This window comes from Mesorhizobium sp. M0659 (genome assembly GCF_040320605.1).
Lineage (GTDB): Bacteria > Pseudomonadota > Alphaproteobacteria > Rhizobiales > Rhizobiaceae > Mesorhizobium.
Map to the genome: position 1 here is coordinate 200,008 of NZ_JAMYPY010000005.1, position 15,007 is coordinate 215,014.

Below are 15,007 nucleotides of genomic sequence, written 5' to 3' on the forward strand. Positions count from 1 at the left end.
TCCTCCTTCGAATCCAGGACACCGATCGGTGCCGACGCCGAACCGGCATCGCGCTGTAATGTTCCGTCTCACCCAGCAAGCAGGAAGGCGTCGCCATCCCATGACCGAAACGGCTTCTCGCCGTCGATGACGACCCGCAATTGGTGAGTTTGCGCAAGACGGCCGATGTCGGCCCGGTCCAAAGAAAGCGATCCGCGATAAGAATAGTTCAGCAATGCGAGCCGGCCCGGCCGTTTGAGAACGCGCGCAATTTCATCGAAAAGCCGCTCAGCCATGCCGGCCAGGACCAGGTAAGGAAAGCTGTCGACCGCCAACACGCAATCGAAACTGTCGTCGTCGAAGTCGGCCAGATCGAGACCGGAGGTTTGGCGCAGTTCGACATTGCCGAGCGCTGCGCATTGCTCGGAGGCGATAGAGATCATCCGCGAGGATATGTCGATGCCGACCATCCGCTTGAAGGAATTGAACAGCGCGCGCTCGAAACGTCCGATGCCGCAACCGATGTCGAGAATGTCTCGTTGAATTCCGGTGAATTCTCGCGCCTCGAGCCATTCAACGATTTCGTCGGTCATGGCTGTCAGCCGCTCGTCATCGCCAAGGGATCCTAACTGGACACTTGCCGCGGTCGAAATTGCTGCCGCGGCATCAAAACTCGAGGCCAGCCTCCTGACCACGGCGATATCCGTCTCGCCGTTACCGCGTTCATGCCGAACGGCGCCGCCTGTCGCTCGCAAAGTGGCAAGGACGCCCGGTCTGTGGCGCAGCAGTCCAGCGACCTTTCGCAGTCTTTCAGCACCGCCGGTATCCGCCGGACGGACTTTCAGCACGACCTCCGCCAATTCCGCCGCTTCAATTGTGGGCGGCAGGTGAAGCGCCAGCCTGACGAGAACAGCTTCGGCGCAGGCACCATCGGCCACACAATCCTCGACCGCCCGTCTGACCGTTGTCCGGCGCTGCGCGTGCACACTCATGACATCAACTCCGCGTCCAGATCCTCCGCATCGTCCACCTGTCGACGGCGCCCCAGCCATATTTGTAGGCCTCCTGGCCGCGCAGGAAGTCGAACTCGCGCGCATCCTCGCGGATCGACTCCGCGATCGCGTGGCCGATCAGGATCGCCCCTGGGCTCTCCTCGGCATAAGCAGGATCGAGGCCGCCGAGATAGGCATAGGCGCGGCCGCGGTGGTGAAATCCGTAATAGGCGGCGACAGTCGCGCCATCGATCGCGAGCAACCAGCATCGGACCAGGCCGTGAGCATCGAGCAAGGGAAGTGAAAGCCCATGGAAGTGCTGCACGGCGGGGTCGGCCAATACACCACCTCCATGTCCAACCCAGCGTGCATGGTGCAGGCGGATCAATTGGTTCAGGAAGTTCTGATCGCCCCGGGCTGACGCCAACGCGAGCCGGCCGCGTCTGGACGCCGCTTGACGCGCCCGGCGCAACTGGCGCCTACGCCGAGCGGGAACGCAGCCGGCCAACGTTTCGTCGCCGGCAACAGCAAGCACGGGGCAGGCTGCATGAATTGCCGGCCTCTCGACTGTTAAACCGGGATGCGCGATCGTAAGACCGGCACTGTTTTGCGGCAGATCAGACAAGATCCATTGTGACCACCCGACCGAGCAGATCGTTTCGGCAATGGTGGCGACAACCGCCGCCTCGATATCCTGGACAGCCAGGATGTCCAGATAATCACTGAGCGAAATGCCGACCGGAAGCAGCTTCGAACCGGCCGTTCCATGCTCGAGATAGAGTGGCGCCAGCCCGACCAGATCGCCGCCACGCCAGACCGCGACTGTCGCCAGTTCACCGGGTGCGAATGCGCGCCACCATGGCACCAGCCAAGCGGGGGATTGGAACGGCGTCGCAGAGGAGCTCCGCTCCCATAGTTTCCACCAGTGCGGCGTCAAGGCATCGAATTTTACGGGGTCATCGATGATTTCGCTGCGCAACACTGCTTTTCTCACGGTGCCGCTGCGAAGCGCCGGCAATCTGTGCCAAGTTGTGCCAGCGCCTGATAGGCAGCCATATACGACGAGATCATCCGTTCCTGCGAAAACCGCCGCCGCGCCTCCACCCGGCACGCCTCGGCGTCCAGGCTGGGCGCCGCAAGAATGGCTTGGGCCATCTCGTCGACTGTGTTGACGAGAAAGCCCGTCCTGCCGTGCTCGATGACATCCGCAAGCGCACCATTCGGGAATGCGACCACCGGGGTACCGCAGGCGAGGGCCTCCATGGCGACAAGCGAGCTTGTCTCGGCGGCGAGGCTTGGAATGACCAGACAGCGGGCTGCGTTGAGAAAGCGCCTCTTGGCGTTAAAACCGAGCGGGCCCAGGAAGCGGCGGCGAGCATCAAGACGGGATTGGACCTCGTCGCGAAAGTAGCGCGTATGTGTTTCGTAGGGATAGACCTTGCCGCCGATGACCAGGGGCACGCCCGCCTGTTTGGCCGCGTCCAGGGCCAGGTGAATGCCCTTTTCCGGGCAGACCCGGCTGAGAACCAGGGCAAAGTCTCGCTTCGGCTGCACCAGGTTCAATGATTCGATGTCAACGCCGTTGGGAATCGGCGCCACCAGTCTGGCCCCTGGTGGCGCCGTTTGCTGCTGGGTGGACGAGACCGCATGGAGCCACAGGTCGTCGCGCGTCGGTCGCAGAGCCTCGGCCGGATACCAGTCCAAGGGCAGGTGGAGGCTCACCAGGGTCGGGCCATCGTCGGGCAGATAGGCATCGAAATCGATGCCGTGCAGATGGACCACATCGACCGGCCATCGGGCGCGGGCAGCGGCGATCGCTTTGCGATGAGCCTGCTGCGCGCGGCTCTTCGCCGCCTCGTCGAGCACGCCGTCTTCAGCCGGTATTTCCACAAGGGTACCGCTCGCGCTGGAGCCGCGGCAGCCAATGACGATAGAGCGGTGGCCGGCGCGAACCAGCTCCCGATCGAGCATCGACAGAACCTGTTCGGCACCGCCGACAGCATCGGGTCCGACGGGTGCGAGAGGGTAGGCGACATTGAGGACAGTGAGCGCCGCGGCTGGTTGCGCCTCGGTCCCGTATGCCGCACCACCTGTCGATGATGCCGCTAATTCGTCCAATGTGTCAGGCGTCTGATGCATTGGCAGCATGACACTTTCACGCTGCCGAGGCCCGCCGCGTCGGGAGCGAAGCGGACGTCATGCCGGGCGCATAGCGGCGGATCATGGTTGCGCAGAATTCCGCGAACTCCTCCGGCACCAGAGGTGGGCTGGTGTGGTGGGGCATCATTCCGCGATGCTGCGGTGTAAAGCAAAAGGTGACCGTCACGTCGAAATCGGCGAGTGCCTCCATCTGCCGGTCAAACCAGTCCAGCGCGTTCGGCCGGAAGCTGTCTGCCCAGGAAAGCCCCGTGCGCATATTGGTGACGCCCAGCCGCTTCATCCAGGCGACGGCATCGTCCAGCCGGGGGTCCTCGAAATGAAACCACTGCACCAGCCCCATTGCGGGCGTGTAGCGCAGGAACTCCTCCAGCGCTGGTTTTGGCGTGCCGTCCTGGCGCAGCAGCCCCATGTGGAAATGTCGATAGTAAGAAGAGCCCTCCGCCTCGCGATGCCGCGTCGTTGCTTCCCATTCGCGCGGAAGATCGTAGAGGCTGTACCACTGGATGCGTGGTGCGTTGCCAATCAGCAACTCAGCGGTGCGCTTGAGCCCCCAAACCTGGATTTCTTCCGCGCCGAAGGTTGATACGCCGACTTCGCTGACCCAGATGGGAAGGTTGGTGACGGTCGCGATCTCGCCGATCTTCTGTGGCCATTCGTGGATCTGCCACAGGTTCCAGTCGAGCGGAAAGCCGTGCACGGCGACGGCATCGACATGGTCCAGCACGCCGAATTCCTTCATGCGGGTGATAAAGCCCGGATCTATCGGCGAGATGCCACCGAGTACTTTCGTCAAAGACGGGTTCTCCGACGCGATTGCGTCAGCCGACAAGATCGCCATCCTGGCAAAGCGGCTCCAATCGGGATCGAGCTCTGGGTCCCAATGCGATTTGTTGTTGGGCTCGTTCCAGATCATGGCGGCTTCAATCATGGAGCTGTCCTTTCGAGGGGTAGATGGCGCCGCCGCCGGCCGGGTCCCCGGCTGCGCGGCAGAAATAGACCTCCTGCTCGGGGTGCAGAACGATCTCGAAACCGGCGCTGCGCAGCATCGCTTCGGTGCAGGCGCGGTTTGGAATCCACCAGTTGGTGGGATCGTCGGCATAGCGGTGCTCGATAAAATGCAGCTTGGGAAACTGCGGCTGGTCGAACAGGTCATGCGTCCAGAAATGATAGTTTTCTTCCAACTCGGGCACATCCGCGCTGCCGCGCTGCATGGACTGGAAGATCATCAGGTCACGGGCGACATGTTCGCGGATCAGGTCGAGCGCGAGCAAGGGGTGGCGCAAATGGTAAAGCACCCCCATGAACAGCACGACATCGAACGCCTCGCGCAGCGAGCCGACGTCGTAGACCGAAAGCTTCTGGAATTCGATCTCGCAATCGGCAACCTCGGCGGCAAAGCGAGCCTGCGCCAGGTAGGCGTCATCGAAATCGATGCCGAGGACACGGTCAGCACCTCGCCGTTTCATCTCGATGGAGTAAAACCCTGCATTGCAGCCGATATCGAGTACCGCCTTGCCTGTCAGATCAGCGGGAATGGCATTGGCAAATTTGCGCCATTTGATCAGCGGGTAGTTGCCCAGAAAATGGTTGGGAGCGGTTTCGACGCCGGCAAGTTCCATGTTGTGGAACCACGGGCCGAGCGCATCGATGCGGCGGCGGATTTCGGCATGGGAATGCAGCATGGCTCAGGCTCCTTCGCCAGGAACGACGGGTACATGCGACTGCGCGCCGGGCATGATCATGGTGGGCCGGCGGTGCGCGGATGGGGCGTCGTTTTCAAGCAACCGCAGCGCTGTGCGATAGCCATTGAAAGTGCCGACATCGACATAGTCCGACCCAGCCCTGACACCAAAAGCTGTACCGCCGGCCGCAATATAGGCGTTGACCAAAGTGCCGATGTATTCGTCACTGCGCTCGCGCTCACGCCAGAGTGCCGCAAGCTGATGCAGGATATGGCCCGGCATCTTGAACGCACCCCAAACCCAGTTCGTGGCGGCATCCTGCCGCTTGACCTGGATTTCGATCACGCGCTCGTGGACGTCGATGACGACGGCGTCGAAGAATTCCGGCTGATCCACCGGGAAAAGCAGAAATGAGAGCTGATCGTCGGGCAAATGGCGGAAACCGTCCTCGGGAAACCAGATCGTATCGGGAAGGCCGACCAGGACGACCTCGTCGGGCGCGACGAGGGGCGCCGCCCGGAAGATCGCATCGCACAGACCGACGGGGTTCGGCTGCACCACGAAGAGAGCCGCCGCGTCACCGTAGCCGGCGGCGTAGTATTCAAGGATGTCGGATTTGCCCGATCCGATGATGAAGCAAATCTTGTCGACGCCGGCCTGCACCATGCGCCGCACCAGATACTCGCTCACGGCGCATGGACGCTCGGTCTGTCCATCGATCCGGCTACCGACCGGCAGCAGCTCTTTCGAGAAGCCGAGCGGCTGAATGCGGCTGCCGCGCCCGGCAGCGGGTACGATGCCCAACATCAGACCGCTTCCCTCATCGGTTCGCCGGGAGATCTTTGAAAGGCCTCGTTCAGGATGCGATCCAGTTCCGCCGCGCGCCGTGCGGAAGTGTGTTCGCCCAAGACCCGGTCGCGGGCACGCCTTCGAATGCCGTCGAGCTCGCGCTCCGGCAATCGCAATGCGGCGACCACATCATCGGTGTCATGCGCCAACAAGATTTCGCGGCCGGGTTCGAAAAATTCGGCCAGGCCCGGCCATGCATCGGTGACGATGGCAGCCCCACACGCGGCCGCTTCGAAGAGCCGTCCCGACGGGCACCAGCCCTTTTGCGCCATCGCCTCTCGGGTGACGTTCAGTGTCAGGCGAGATGATGAGAAGAAAGCCGGATGGTCGGCTGGCGGAAGATGCCTGACAAAGAAGATGTTGTCGCTCCATGGGAATTCCTGCGGATATTGCGCGCCGCCAATGATGAAGCGGTGGTCAGGCAGGCGCGCGGCCGGGCGGACCAGCAGCTTTTCGACGCCGGCCTGGCGATCCGCCGCGTAAGTTCCGAGATAGGACAGATCACCGGCGAATTCGGCCCGCTTCTCTGCCGGCCGGTGTTGGTCGGGATCGACATGCCCATAGAGAGGTACCACGTGACGCGCGCCTAAAACCGACTTAAGCGCCTCGATCGCAGAGCCGCCGGTGTAACTCAAAACGAGGTCGAAATCGGCAAGACCCTCAGGTCCGAAATAGGGCGGACGCTCGCCTTGCTCGATGCGGGCAAGCGTGACCGGAGTGTCGAGATCGTAGAAGACCCGCAATCCGCGACCTGTCTGCTGCGCCAGCCGCGAGGCCTCCACGGCGTCGGCACAGTAGGAGGTAACGACGACGACATCCGCTTGCTTCATTGCCCGCTCCGCAACGCGACGGATGTCTTCCCAGTCCGGATAAATGACGACGTTGCCGCCATCGAGCCGATCGAGATCACGCGTCCCGGCATAGTAGGGGGTATCGCGTTCGAAGAAGGTGATGGACCATCCCAGCCGACCCAGGGCGCGGATCAGTCCGCGCCAGAGCGTGGCATGGCCGTTGCCCCATGATGATGTAACGGTGAGACCGAAAATGACCATCTGCATCCGGAAAGTCCTCGTCAGGCAGCTTCGTTCATTCGCAGGAGCTTGGAGCCCCAGTCACCCGACACGATCGTCGTGATCGAGGCTGGATCGATGTCGAAGCGGAAGCAGTCGCCGACCGGCAAGCCAAGCACCTTGCAGACGGCGGCCTTGATGACGTCGGCGTGGCTGACCAGGGCGACACACTGGTTCGGATGCCGCTCGCGCACTGCGTTCATCAGTGCGACGATCCGCTCCTGGACATCCAGCATGGTCTCGCCGCTCGGTGTCCTGGCCTCCTGCCGCTGGTCGTTCCACGCCCGCCAGCCGGCATCGCCATTCAACTCGTCGAAAGTCTTTCCCGACCAATCGCCGAAATCGATCTCGTCGAGTTCGGCGCAGATCGCGATTTCGCCGACGCCGCAGGCAAGCGCGATCGGCACGGCCGTCTCTTGCGTACGCTCACGCGGGCTGCACAAGATGGCTTCAATCGGCTCCCGGGCCATGCGGCCACCAAGATGCGCGGCCTGCGCCTTCCCAGCCTCGCCAAGGCAAACGCCGTCCATTCGTCCTGCAAGATAGGAGCCGACATTGTCGTGCGCTGCATGACGGATCAAAAAGAACGTTGTCGTCATTCCGCGGCATCCAGCAAAGGCTCGTCCTTGCCGGCGATGAAAGCGAGCGTGCGCTGCCGCGCTTCGGCGTCGGTGAACTGTTCGGGAGGCGACTTCATGAAATAGCTGCAGGGACCGGTCAGTGCTCCCGCTATGCCGCGATCGAGCGCAAGCTTGGCGCAGCGTATCGCATCGATCACCACGCCGGCTGAATTTGGAGAATCCCAGACTTCCAGCTTGAGCTCGGCGTTGAGCGGCACGCCGCCGAAGGTCGTCCCTTCCACCCGGATATAGGCCCATTTGCGATCGGTCAGCCACGGTACGTGGTCGCTGGGTCCGACATGAATATTGCCCGGCTCCAGGGGAACATCGAACTGGCTGGCCACGGACTGGGTCTTGGAAATTTTCTTTGATTCCAGCCGCTCGCGTTCCAGCATGTTGAGGAAGTCGGTGTTGCCGCCGAAATTCAGCTGATAAGTGCGATCGATGCGCACGCCGCGCTCGCGGAAGAGATTGGCCAGCAGGCGGTGAACGATGGTCGCCCCGACCTGGCTCTTGATATCATCGCCGACCAGCGGCAGCCCTCGCTGCTCGAAGCGCCGGCGCCATTCCGGACGTGAGGCGATGAAAACGGGTATGCAGTTGACGAAGGCGCAGCCGGCCTCAAGCGCGCATTCGGCGTAGAAGCGCGTCGCCTCCTCGGAGCCCACCGGCAGGTAAGAGACCAGCACGTCGGCGCCGCTGTTGCGCAGGATTTCGCTGACGTCGGCAACCGGCTCCGGCGCCTCCTCGATTTCGTCGCGCAAGTATTTTCCGATGCCGTCAAGTGTCGGTCCGCGCTCGACGCGAACGCCGTTTGCCGCCGCATCGGCAAAGCGGAACGTGTTGTTCGGGGCGGCGTAGATTGCTTCAGCGACGTCGAGGCCAACCTTGCTCCTGGCGACGTCGAATGCGCAGACAATCTCGATGTCGTCGACATGGTAACCGCCGAGGTCGGCATGCATCAGCCCTGGGATTGGTTCGTTGCTTTTTGCGTGACGATAATAGGAGAGGCCCTGCACCAGGGAGGATGCGCAATTGCCGACCCCGACGATACCGACACGAACCTTTTTCGATCCCACGAAACTGCCGCCCTATGCTGTTCAAAGGTAAGTTCCTGCCGCCGAACCACCAGCGTGCCGGAATGTTCCTTGGCCTGCCGAAAAATTGCGCAAGACAGCATGGATCGAAGCAGCGCTGGCTGCGTTGCCGCAAGGCAAAGCATTGGAAAACCGGTCGATGATCGTTTACGGCGACCAGAAGCGGAGGCAGAGCGCAGAACGGCTTCGCGATGCTGCGAGCGAAGTTGCTCAAAGTCTGGACCGCATGGCTCATGGCGTCCGACGCCATGCCGCGTTGGTCGGCCTATTCATCAGCGTATCGGAACTGGTTCGCGCGCTTGCCGATGTCGATTTCGAGAACAGGGGCATCGACATCTTTTCGCCGCGGCAACAGCAAGGCGCCAGATTGCTGGTTGGTCTTGCGGCAGAGGTGGCGAAGTCGTGGCGAAGCGGTTTCGCCGTGGGCGGTGGCATCGAGCCGGGACTTCTCCAACTGCTGGACGGGTTGGATTGCGAGGCTGAGGTTCTGACCGGTTCTGCCGAGGGTTACGCGCATTACGCGCTTTATCCCGAAAGCTATTTGGGAGCGGCGCAGGAGTCAGGTCTCGATGCGAACACATGCGTGATCGGCATCCGCAGCATCGGCCTGGGGCTTGCCGCCATAGTGGCTGCCGCGATTGGCGCGCCGGCGCCGTTCAGCGTTCGTCCGGTCGGCCATCCTTTCCGCAGGCACATCAATGCCGATTCGCGCTCGATCGCTTCCTGGAAGAACAATCCATCGGCACGCTTCGCCGTTGTAGACGAAGGTCCCGGTCTGTCCGGCAGTTCGATGCACGCCGTCGTCGCGTGGCTGCGGGAACTGGGTATTGGTATGGACCGCATTCACCTGTTTCCCAGCCATCCTGGCAACCCGGGCATCGAAGCGTCACGGGAGGCTAGGGAGACATGGTCGCGCTGTCCGAAACATGTGGCGACGGCGCTCGAATGCACCTTCCCCGAAAGCTCGAACATTCCCACGCTTAGCGAATGGGTGGCCGAGGCGGTCGGCAGCCCCGAATTACGCCTGACCGAACTGTCTGGTGGCGAATGGAGGAGCGTCCACTACGTCGACGAAAAGCATTGGCCGCCGAGCCCGCGCGGCATCGAGCGGCGTAAATTCCTGGCGTCCGCGGGGTGTGGTCGCTGGCTCGTCAAATTCGCCGGCCTCGGCGAAACCGGACGGCGTAAGAGACGAGCCGCGGAAATGTTGGGGAAAGCCGGGTTCGGATCGCAAGTGGTCGGGCTTTGCCACGGCTTTCTGGTCGAACGGTGGATTGACGGCACCACGATGGACCAGGCGCCGCTGCCCAGAGGAAGGCTGGTCGCGGAGTTGACGCGCTATCTAGCCTGGCGGGCGCTCAATCTCCGAACCTGCGAACCGGGTGCATCATTGCTCGCACTCGCGGAAATGGCTGTTTCCAATACATCTGAAGCCCTGGGCGAGAACCGAGCGGCGACGTTGCGCCATTGGCTCTCGAAAAAAACCCCTGCGCATGTTCTGCAGCGGGTGGAAATCGACGGAAAGCTTCACGCGTGGGAGTTTCTCGTTTGTGCCGATGGCACGGTGGTCAAGACAGATGCCGTCGACCATTGCCGGGCACACGATTTGATTGGCTGCCAGCCGATAGAGTGGGACATTGCCGGCGCCTGTGTCGAATATGGACTGTCCGACAGCGATGTGACGACATTGGTCGAGGGGATGGGGCTCGATATTGACAATGGCCACATCGATTTTTTCGAACCCTGCTATTTGGCGTTCCAAATCGGGCTCTGGAGCACGGCTGCGCAATCCGAAAATGGCCAGGAAAAAGCAAGGCTGGCCGGGACGGCAGACCGATACAGGGCGGGGCTGATACGATTCCTGGACGAATCTCAGGTGTAACGTTTCGATCAATCCAGCCTTCGCAGCATGTCTGCTTCCTGCTCAAGAATAGCGGCCACTTCCTCGCGCTGCAGATGCGTCATCATCAAGCTGACGCAGCACTCGAGATAGGTGATCGAGGAGCGCCGCAAATAGGCAGCCGCCTCGCGTTCGGCAATCTTGTCGACATCCTTCGCGGGTCGCTTGGGTTGCATGAGGATGATCCTCCGTATCGGGTCCCTCCCGCCAAACTACAAGGTTGGATGGATGTTCCGCACGATCTCCGGGCAGGTCCGGCCGCGGCCCACGTCATGCAGGAAGGTTCTGCAGCCCGCCTGCGGGTCTCCTTTTGGCAAGGCCTGTCATCTGATCGCCGATGCCGGTGCCTTCGAGCGCCGCGAAATAATCGATCGTCAGCTTGAGCCCTTCGTTGAGCGGCACTCTCGGCGACCAGCCGAGCAGCGTTTTCGCACGCGAAATATCAGGCTGCCTGCGCCGAGGATCGTCTTGCGGCAGGGGCAGAAATTTCAGATCCGACTTGGTGCCGGTCATCGCCTTCACCAATGCCGCCAGTCGCACGATGGTGAATTCTCCGGGATTGCCCAGATTGACCGGCTTGCCCGGATTGGGGTCGATGTTCATCAGGCGCATCAATCCATCAATCAAGTCGGAGACATAGCAGAAGGATCGCGTTTGCTGGCCGTCGCCGAATATCGTCAGCGGACGCTTCTCGAGCGCCTGCATGATCAAATTCGAGACGATGCGACCGTCGGCCGGATCCATTCTCGGACCGTAGGTGTTGAAGATGCGCGCGACGCGGACGTCGGCCTTGCCGGCCCTTAGATAGTCGAAGCAAAGCGTTTCGGCGGTGCGCTTGCCCTCGTCGTAGCAGGCGCGTGGGCCGGTGCAGTTCACATGACCGACGTAGTCCTCCCTTTGCGGGTGTTGTTCCGGATCGCCATACACTTCGCTCGTCGAGGCCTGCAGCAGTCGCGCGTCATTGCGGACAGCGAGTTCGAGCAGGTTGAGGGTTCCGATCACGCAGGTACGCGTGGTGTGTATCGGGTCGGCCTGATAACGCGGCGGTGAGGCGGCGCAGGCCAGGTTGAAGATGTGATCCACGGGCTCGCCGAGATCCAGTGGCCGGCAGATGTCCTGCTCGATCAACCGGAAACCCGGCCGGTCCATGATCGAGATGATGTTTTCCATGCGCCCGGTCAGAAAATTGTCGACGCAGATCACGCGCCAGCCGTTGCGGAGCAATACTTCGCAAAGATGCGAACCGAGGAAACCCGCGCCGCCGGCAACAAGCACCGTCTTTGCCCTGTGCGCCTTTCTTGTCTGTCGCATCGCTGTTTTCTCCTGTCTGCCGTTCATGCTGCACTTCCAATGTCGAGATCGAGGGCCGTCGCCCTTGGTTGGGTCAGCGCCGCCACGAATTCGCGAGCCCTGGCCCCACCGGTGTGGGAAGCGAGGACGAGTTTGCGAGCCCGGCCGGCCATGGCCAGGCGTGCGCGCTCGGACTCGCCAACGAGGATATCGATGACTTCGTCCGTCTCCGCGGCGGTGTGGATCGCCGATGCGGGAAAGAAGCTGTCGAGCCCTGGCCAGTGGTCGCTGACGATGGGCGTGCCGCAAGCCGCCGCTTCGAACAGGCGCACGCTGGGCGACCATCCTGCGGTGATCATGGAACTGCGTGTGACATTCAGCGTGTAGCGCTGACGGCTATAGAACGCGGCGTGATCGGCTGGCGGCAAATGTTCGATGCGTTCGACATTGCCCGGCCAGATGATGTCGGATGGATATTGGGAGCCGGCCACGACGAAACGGAGGTTCGGCATATGCCGTGCGGGCTCGAGCAGCAGAGCGTTCAGCGTTGTCTGCCGGTCCATGCTGTAGGTGCCGAGATAGCCGAGATCCCAGCGGATCGGATCTCCTGTCGGGTGATGCCGTTCTGGATCGACCGAACAATAGAGAGGTTCGGCATGGCGCGCGCCGAAGTCTTGCGCCAGATGGTTGAGCGTTGGTCCGCCAGTGAAGGAGAAATAGACATCGAAATACGGAATTTGCCGCGAACTCAGATAATCGCAATCGTCGGCTGAAAGCTTGGCCAGGGTCACCGGGGTGTCGATGTCGTAAAAGCAGAGCTGCCCCTTGCAAAGCGAGGCGACGATGTCGATGACCTGGCGTCCTTCTGGAACAAAGGATCCGATGACGATGATGTCGGCCTGCTCCAGGCACTGTGCGTAGTCGCGTTGCAGCTCCGCAGTGGTTTCGTAGTAGCGCAAGGCGCAGAACTCCGGATCGCGCAGATCGCGGTGATTGGCGTACCAGGGCACGTTGCGCTCCAGAAAAGTCACCCGGTGACCGAGTCCGTGCAAGCCTTTCAAAAGACCCCGGAAAGTCGTGGCGTGGCCGTTTCCCCAGGATGAGGACAGCGACAGGCCGAGAAAGACGATGTCCAGTTTCTTGGTCATTCCGCTGCCTCCACGGCCCCGTGCTCGAAATGACGTTTGAAGACGGCATCCGCCACATCCGCCCGAAGCGCGTAGGTATGGTCCGCCAGCACGCGGTGAAGTGCGGCTTGGCCGATTGCCTTGGCCCGCCCGGGGGTCAGCGAGCGCATTATTTCGGCGACATCGCCGCCGTCACGCGCGACCAGGATCTCCTCGCCTGGTTTCAGGAACAGTTCCACGCCCAGCCATGCATCCGTGATGAGACAGGCGCCCGCGCCGGCCGCCTCGAACACTCGCGTGGCCGGTGAAAAACCGTTGGCGGCCATGCTGTCGCGGCTGATGTTCAACACGGCTTTTGGGGTGACATTGAAGGCGTTGTGATCGCGGGTGCGGACATGGCCGAGCCAGCCTACATTGGTGGGGAGCGGCTTGTCGCCCCAACCCGAGCCTCCGAGCAGGAAACGCTGTTTCGGCAGCTGGCTGGCGGGATCGAGGAAAAACGATTCGACACGCGCTTCACGGTCCGGCAGCCGGTTTCCGAGGAACGCCAGGTCGCAGGCAAAATGCGCTTTGCTGGCGACCGGATGGTGCGTTTCGGGATCGAGCGCATTGTAGATGGGCACGCACTCCTTGGCGCCCATGGCACGATAGGCCCAGACAACGGGATCGCCGCCACCATAGGTCAGCACGAGGTCGATCTCCTGCAGTGCACGATGGAGCGGGTGGTCCGGCTCGTCGCGCAACTGGGCAAGCGTGGCTGGCGCATCCACGTCCCAGAATACGACAAGCGCGTCGCTGCGGGCGTGGTCGAGAACGGCGCGAAGCAGCGCCTCGTCTTCGAAACCGACGCCACTCGCCTTGACGACGATGTCGGCGCCGGCGGCACGTGCCGCGACCTGCATCAGCGCATGCTGGGTCGCCTCGTAAACGACGACAGTGCACCAGTCGGGAGCTTCGATGTCGCGGTTCTTCTGCCGGTCGTAGACATCGGGTTCGTAGAACGTGATCTCGTAACCCAATTGCGAAAGTGCCTTGAGCAAACCGCGATAGTACGTCGCGGCACCGTTCCAGTAGGACGACAAAAGGCTCGATCCATAGAATGCGATCTTCATGCGACGGCTTCCTTTGCGGCTGTCGGGACGGCGGTGTGTCGGTTCCCGCATTGCGTGAGCACGCCGAGCAACTCGTCGACGCGGTGGCGGCAGGTGTGCCGCGAGCGGATGGTCTCGAGACCCGAGGTCACCAGGGAGGCCGCAAAGTCCTCGTCGGACAACACCGTCCGAAGCTGTTGCCGCATTTGCGAGCCATTCTCGGCAAACAGGAAGTCGACACCGGGCCTGAAAAGCTGCTCGACATCGGACCATGGCGCTGAAATCAGCGGAATGCCGCAGGCGAGTGCCTCGAACATGCGGATCGTCGGGATTCCGGGCAACCTCTCGCGATAGGGGCGCCGTGGGATGTGAACGGTGACACGATGCGCGGCGAAAGCCTTCGGCACGTCGGCATTGGCAATCCACCCCTCATAGCGCAGTCCTGCGGTGGCCAGATCCGCAAGTGCGGTCTTGGGATAGCGTACGCCGTGAACAGCGGCATCAAGGCCGAGATCGTGCACCGGCTCGATCAGAAACTCATTGAGTTCGGCGGTCCGCTCATCATCGCCCCAGTTGCCGATCCAGACCAGATCGGAGGTGGGGCGGATCTCCGGGTGCGGCTTGAACAGGCGATCGTCCGCGGCTTCATGCCAAGTGAAGACGCGCTTGCCCCAGCCGGCGCGCAAATAGCTCTCACGCAAGGTCTCGCCAAAGGCGAGAACGCCGTCATAGTGCTCCAGCCGGAGCGCCGAGAGCGCCTCGGTCGCCGACACGGCCCGGTGGTGGGTGTCATGAAAAAGAAGGATGAAGTTGCCGCCGGCGGCCCGGGCACGGCCAATACGTGCGACAAGCTCCGGATCCGTCCACTCATGAACAATCACAACGTCGGCCTCAGCGATCCAGGCTTCATGATCAAATCCGGCATCGTAGGTCACCGGCATCAGTTCGGGGAAATCCTTGCGGAAGCGTTCGATGGCGAACGACCCCTTCTCAGCCAGCAGATTCAACCGGCTCCAGCCATCCGCCGGCTCCAGCGCAATCGCCTGATGCCGGCGCTGGACCAGCTCTCGCATGACGCCGCGCAGGAAATGGGCATTGCCATGATTCCAGTCGGAAACGACCGAATGGGTGTAGAACACAAAGCGCATGA

General features: G+C 62.0%; 15 protein-coding genes. 1 reads left to right on the plus strand and 14 read right to left on the minus strand.

The features are described 5' to 3' along the window. Positions 1–68 precede the first annotated feature (68 nt). Genes NKI31_RS10725 through NKI31_RS10765 form a run of 9 tightly spaced genes read right to left on the minus strand, consistent with a single transcriptional unit; the run spans position 69 to position 8,431 of the window. Positions 69–1,076 carry a class I SAM-dependent methyltransferase gene (locus NKI31_RS10725; RefSeq protein ID WP_352651471.1) on the minus strand — a complete coding sequence of 336 codons (1,008 nt, stop codon included), beginning with the start codon at positions 1,074–1,076 and terminating at the stop codon, positions 69–71. Then, a complete protein-coding gene (locus NKI31_RS10730; protein WP_352651472.1) occupies positions 976–1,965 on the minus strand; it encodes a GNAT family N-acetyltransferase in 990 nt (329 codons plus the stop codon). The genes NKI31_RS10725 and NKI31_RS10730 overlap by 101 nt, the downstream gene beginning before the upstream one ends. Next, positions 1,962–3,119, minus strand: a complete 1,158-nt coding sequence (locus tag NKI31_RS10735) for a glycosyltransferase (RefSeq protein WP_352651473.1) — start codon at positions 3,117–3,119, stop codon at positions 1,962–1,964. Before NKI31_RS10735 ends, NKI31_RS10730 begins: the two co-directional genes overlap by 4 nt. A 7-nt stretch (positions 3,120–3,126) precedes the next feature. Then, positions 3,127–4,059, minus strand: a complete 933-nt coding sequence (locus NKI31_RS10740) for a glycoside hydrolase 5 family protein (protein WP_023739578.1) — start codon at positions 4,057–4,059, stop codon at positions 3,127–3,129. After that, on the minus strand, positions 4,052–4,813 hold the full coding sequence (locus NKI31_RS10745; RefSeq protein WP_352651474.1) for a TIGR04290 family methyltransferase: 762 nt from the start codon (positions 4,811–4,813) through the stop codon (positions 4,052–4,054). The genes NKI31_RS10740 and NKI31_RS10745 overlap by 8 nt, the downstream gene beginning before the upstream one ends. A gap of 3 nt (positions 4,814–4,816) precedes the next feature. After that, positions 4,817–5,620, minus strand: a complete 804-nt coding sequence (locus NKI31_RS10750) for a sugar phosphate nucleotidyltransferase (RefSeq protein WP_023817803.1) — start codon at positions 5,618–5,620, stop codon at positions 4,817–4,819. After that, complete coding sequence (locus NKI31_RS10755; protein WP_023699986.1) at positions 5,620–6,720, minus strand: CgeB family protein; 1,101 nt, start codon at positions 6,718–6,720, stop codon at positions 5,620–5,622. Before NKI31_RS10755 ends, NKI31_RS10750 begins: the two co-directional genes overlap by 1 nt. Before the next feature lie 14 nt (positions 6,721–6,734). Beyond that, the gene (locus NKI31_RS10760) at positions 6,735–7,331 is read right to left on the minus strand and encodes a histidine phosphatase family protein (RefSeq protein ID WP_023667978.1); all 597 of its coding nucleotides are present in this window, start codon (positions 7,329–7,331) and stop codon (positions 6,735–6,737) included. Further along, complete coding sequence (locus NKI31_RS10765) at positions 7,328–8,431, minus strand: inositol-3-phosphate synthase (RefSeq protein WP_023681094.1); 1,104 nt, start codon at positions 8,429–8,431, stop codon at positions 7,328–7,330. The genes NKI31_RS10760 and NKI31_RS10765 overlap by 4 nt, the downstream gene beginning before the upstream one ends. Positions 8,432–8,516: 85 nt before the next feature. Here NKI31_RS10765 and NKI31_RS10770 point away from each other — a divergent pair, with 85 nt between their 5' ends. Then, positions 8,517–10,331 carry a hypothetical protein gene (locus NKI31_RS10770; protein WP_352521484.1) on the plus strand — a complete coding sequence of 605 codons (1,815 nt, stop codon included), beginning with the start codon at positions 8,517–8,519 and terminating at the stop codon, positions 10,329–10,331. A gap of 8 nt (positions 10,332–10,339) precedes the next feature. On the opposite strand, the gene NKI31_RS10775 is transcribed toward NKI31_RS10770, so the two are convergent. The 5 genes from NKI31_RS10775 to NKI31_RS10795 all read right to left on the minus strand — a co-directional run bounded on the left by NKI31_RS10775 (position 10,340) and on the right by NKI31_RS10795 (position 15,005). Continuing rightward, positions 10,340–10,525: a hypothetical protein gene (locus NKI31_RS10775; RefSeq protein ID WP_023667982.1), complete on the minus strand. Its 186-nt coding sequence runs from the start codon at positions 10,523–10,525 to the stop codon at positions 10,340–10,342. Between the two features lie 94 nt (positions 10,526–10,619). Next, on the minus strand, positions 10,620–11,660 hold the full coding sequence (locus NKI31_RS10780) for a UDP-glucuronic acid decarboxylase family protein (protein ID WP_023681096.1): 1,041 nt from the start codon (positions 11,658–11,660) through the stop codon (positions 10,620–10,622). Between the two features lie 23 nt (positions 11,661–11,683). Next, entirely contained in the window at positions 11,684–12,787 is a 1,104-nt protein-coding gene (locus NKI31_RS10785) for a CgeB family protein (RefSeq protein ID WP_352651475.1), read from the minus strand. Then, the gene (locus tag NKI31_RS10790) at positions 12,784–13,878 is read right to left on the minus strand and encodes a CgeB family protein (protein ID WP_352626563.1); all 1,095 of its coding nucleotides are present in this window, start codon (positions 13,876–13,878) and stop codon (positions 12,784–12,786) included. Before NKI31_RS10790 ends, NKI31_RS10785 begins: the two co-directional genes overlap by 4 nt. Then, positions 13,875–15,005, minus strand: a complete 1,131-nt coding sequence (locus NKI31_RS10795) for a CgeB family protein (protein WP_352626565.1) — start codon at positions 15,003–15,005, stop codon at positions 13,875–13,877. Before NKI31_RS10795 ends, NKI31_RS10790 begins: the two co-directional genes overlap by 4 nt. Between the last annotated feature and the right edge of the window lie 2 nt (positions 15,006–15,007).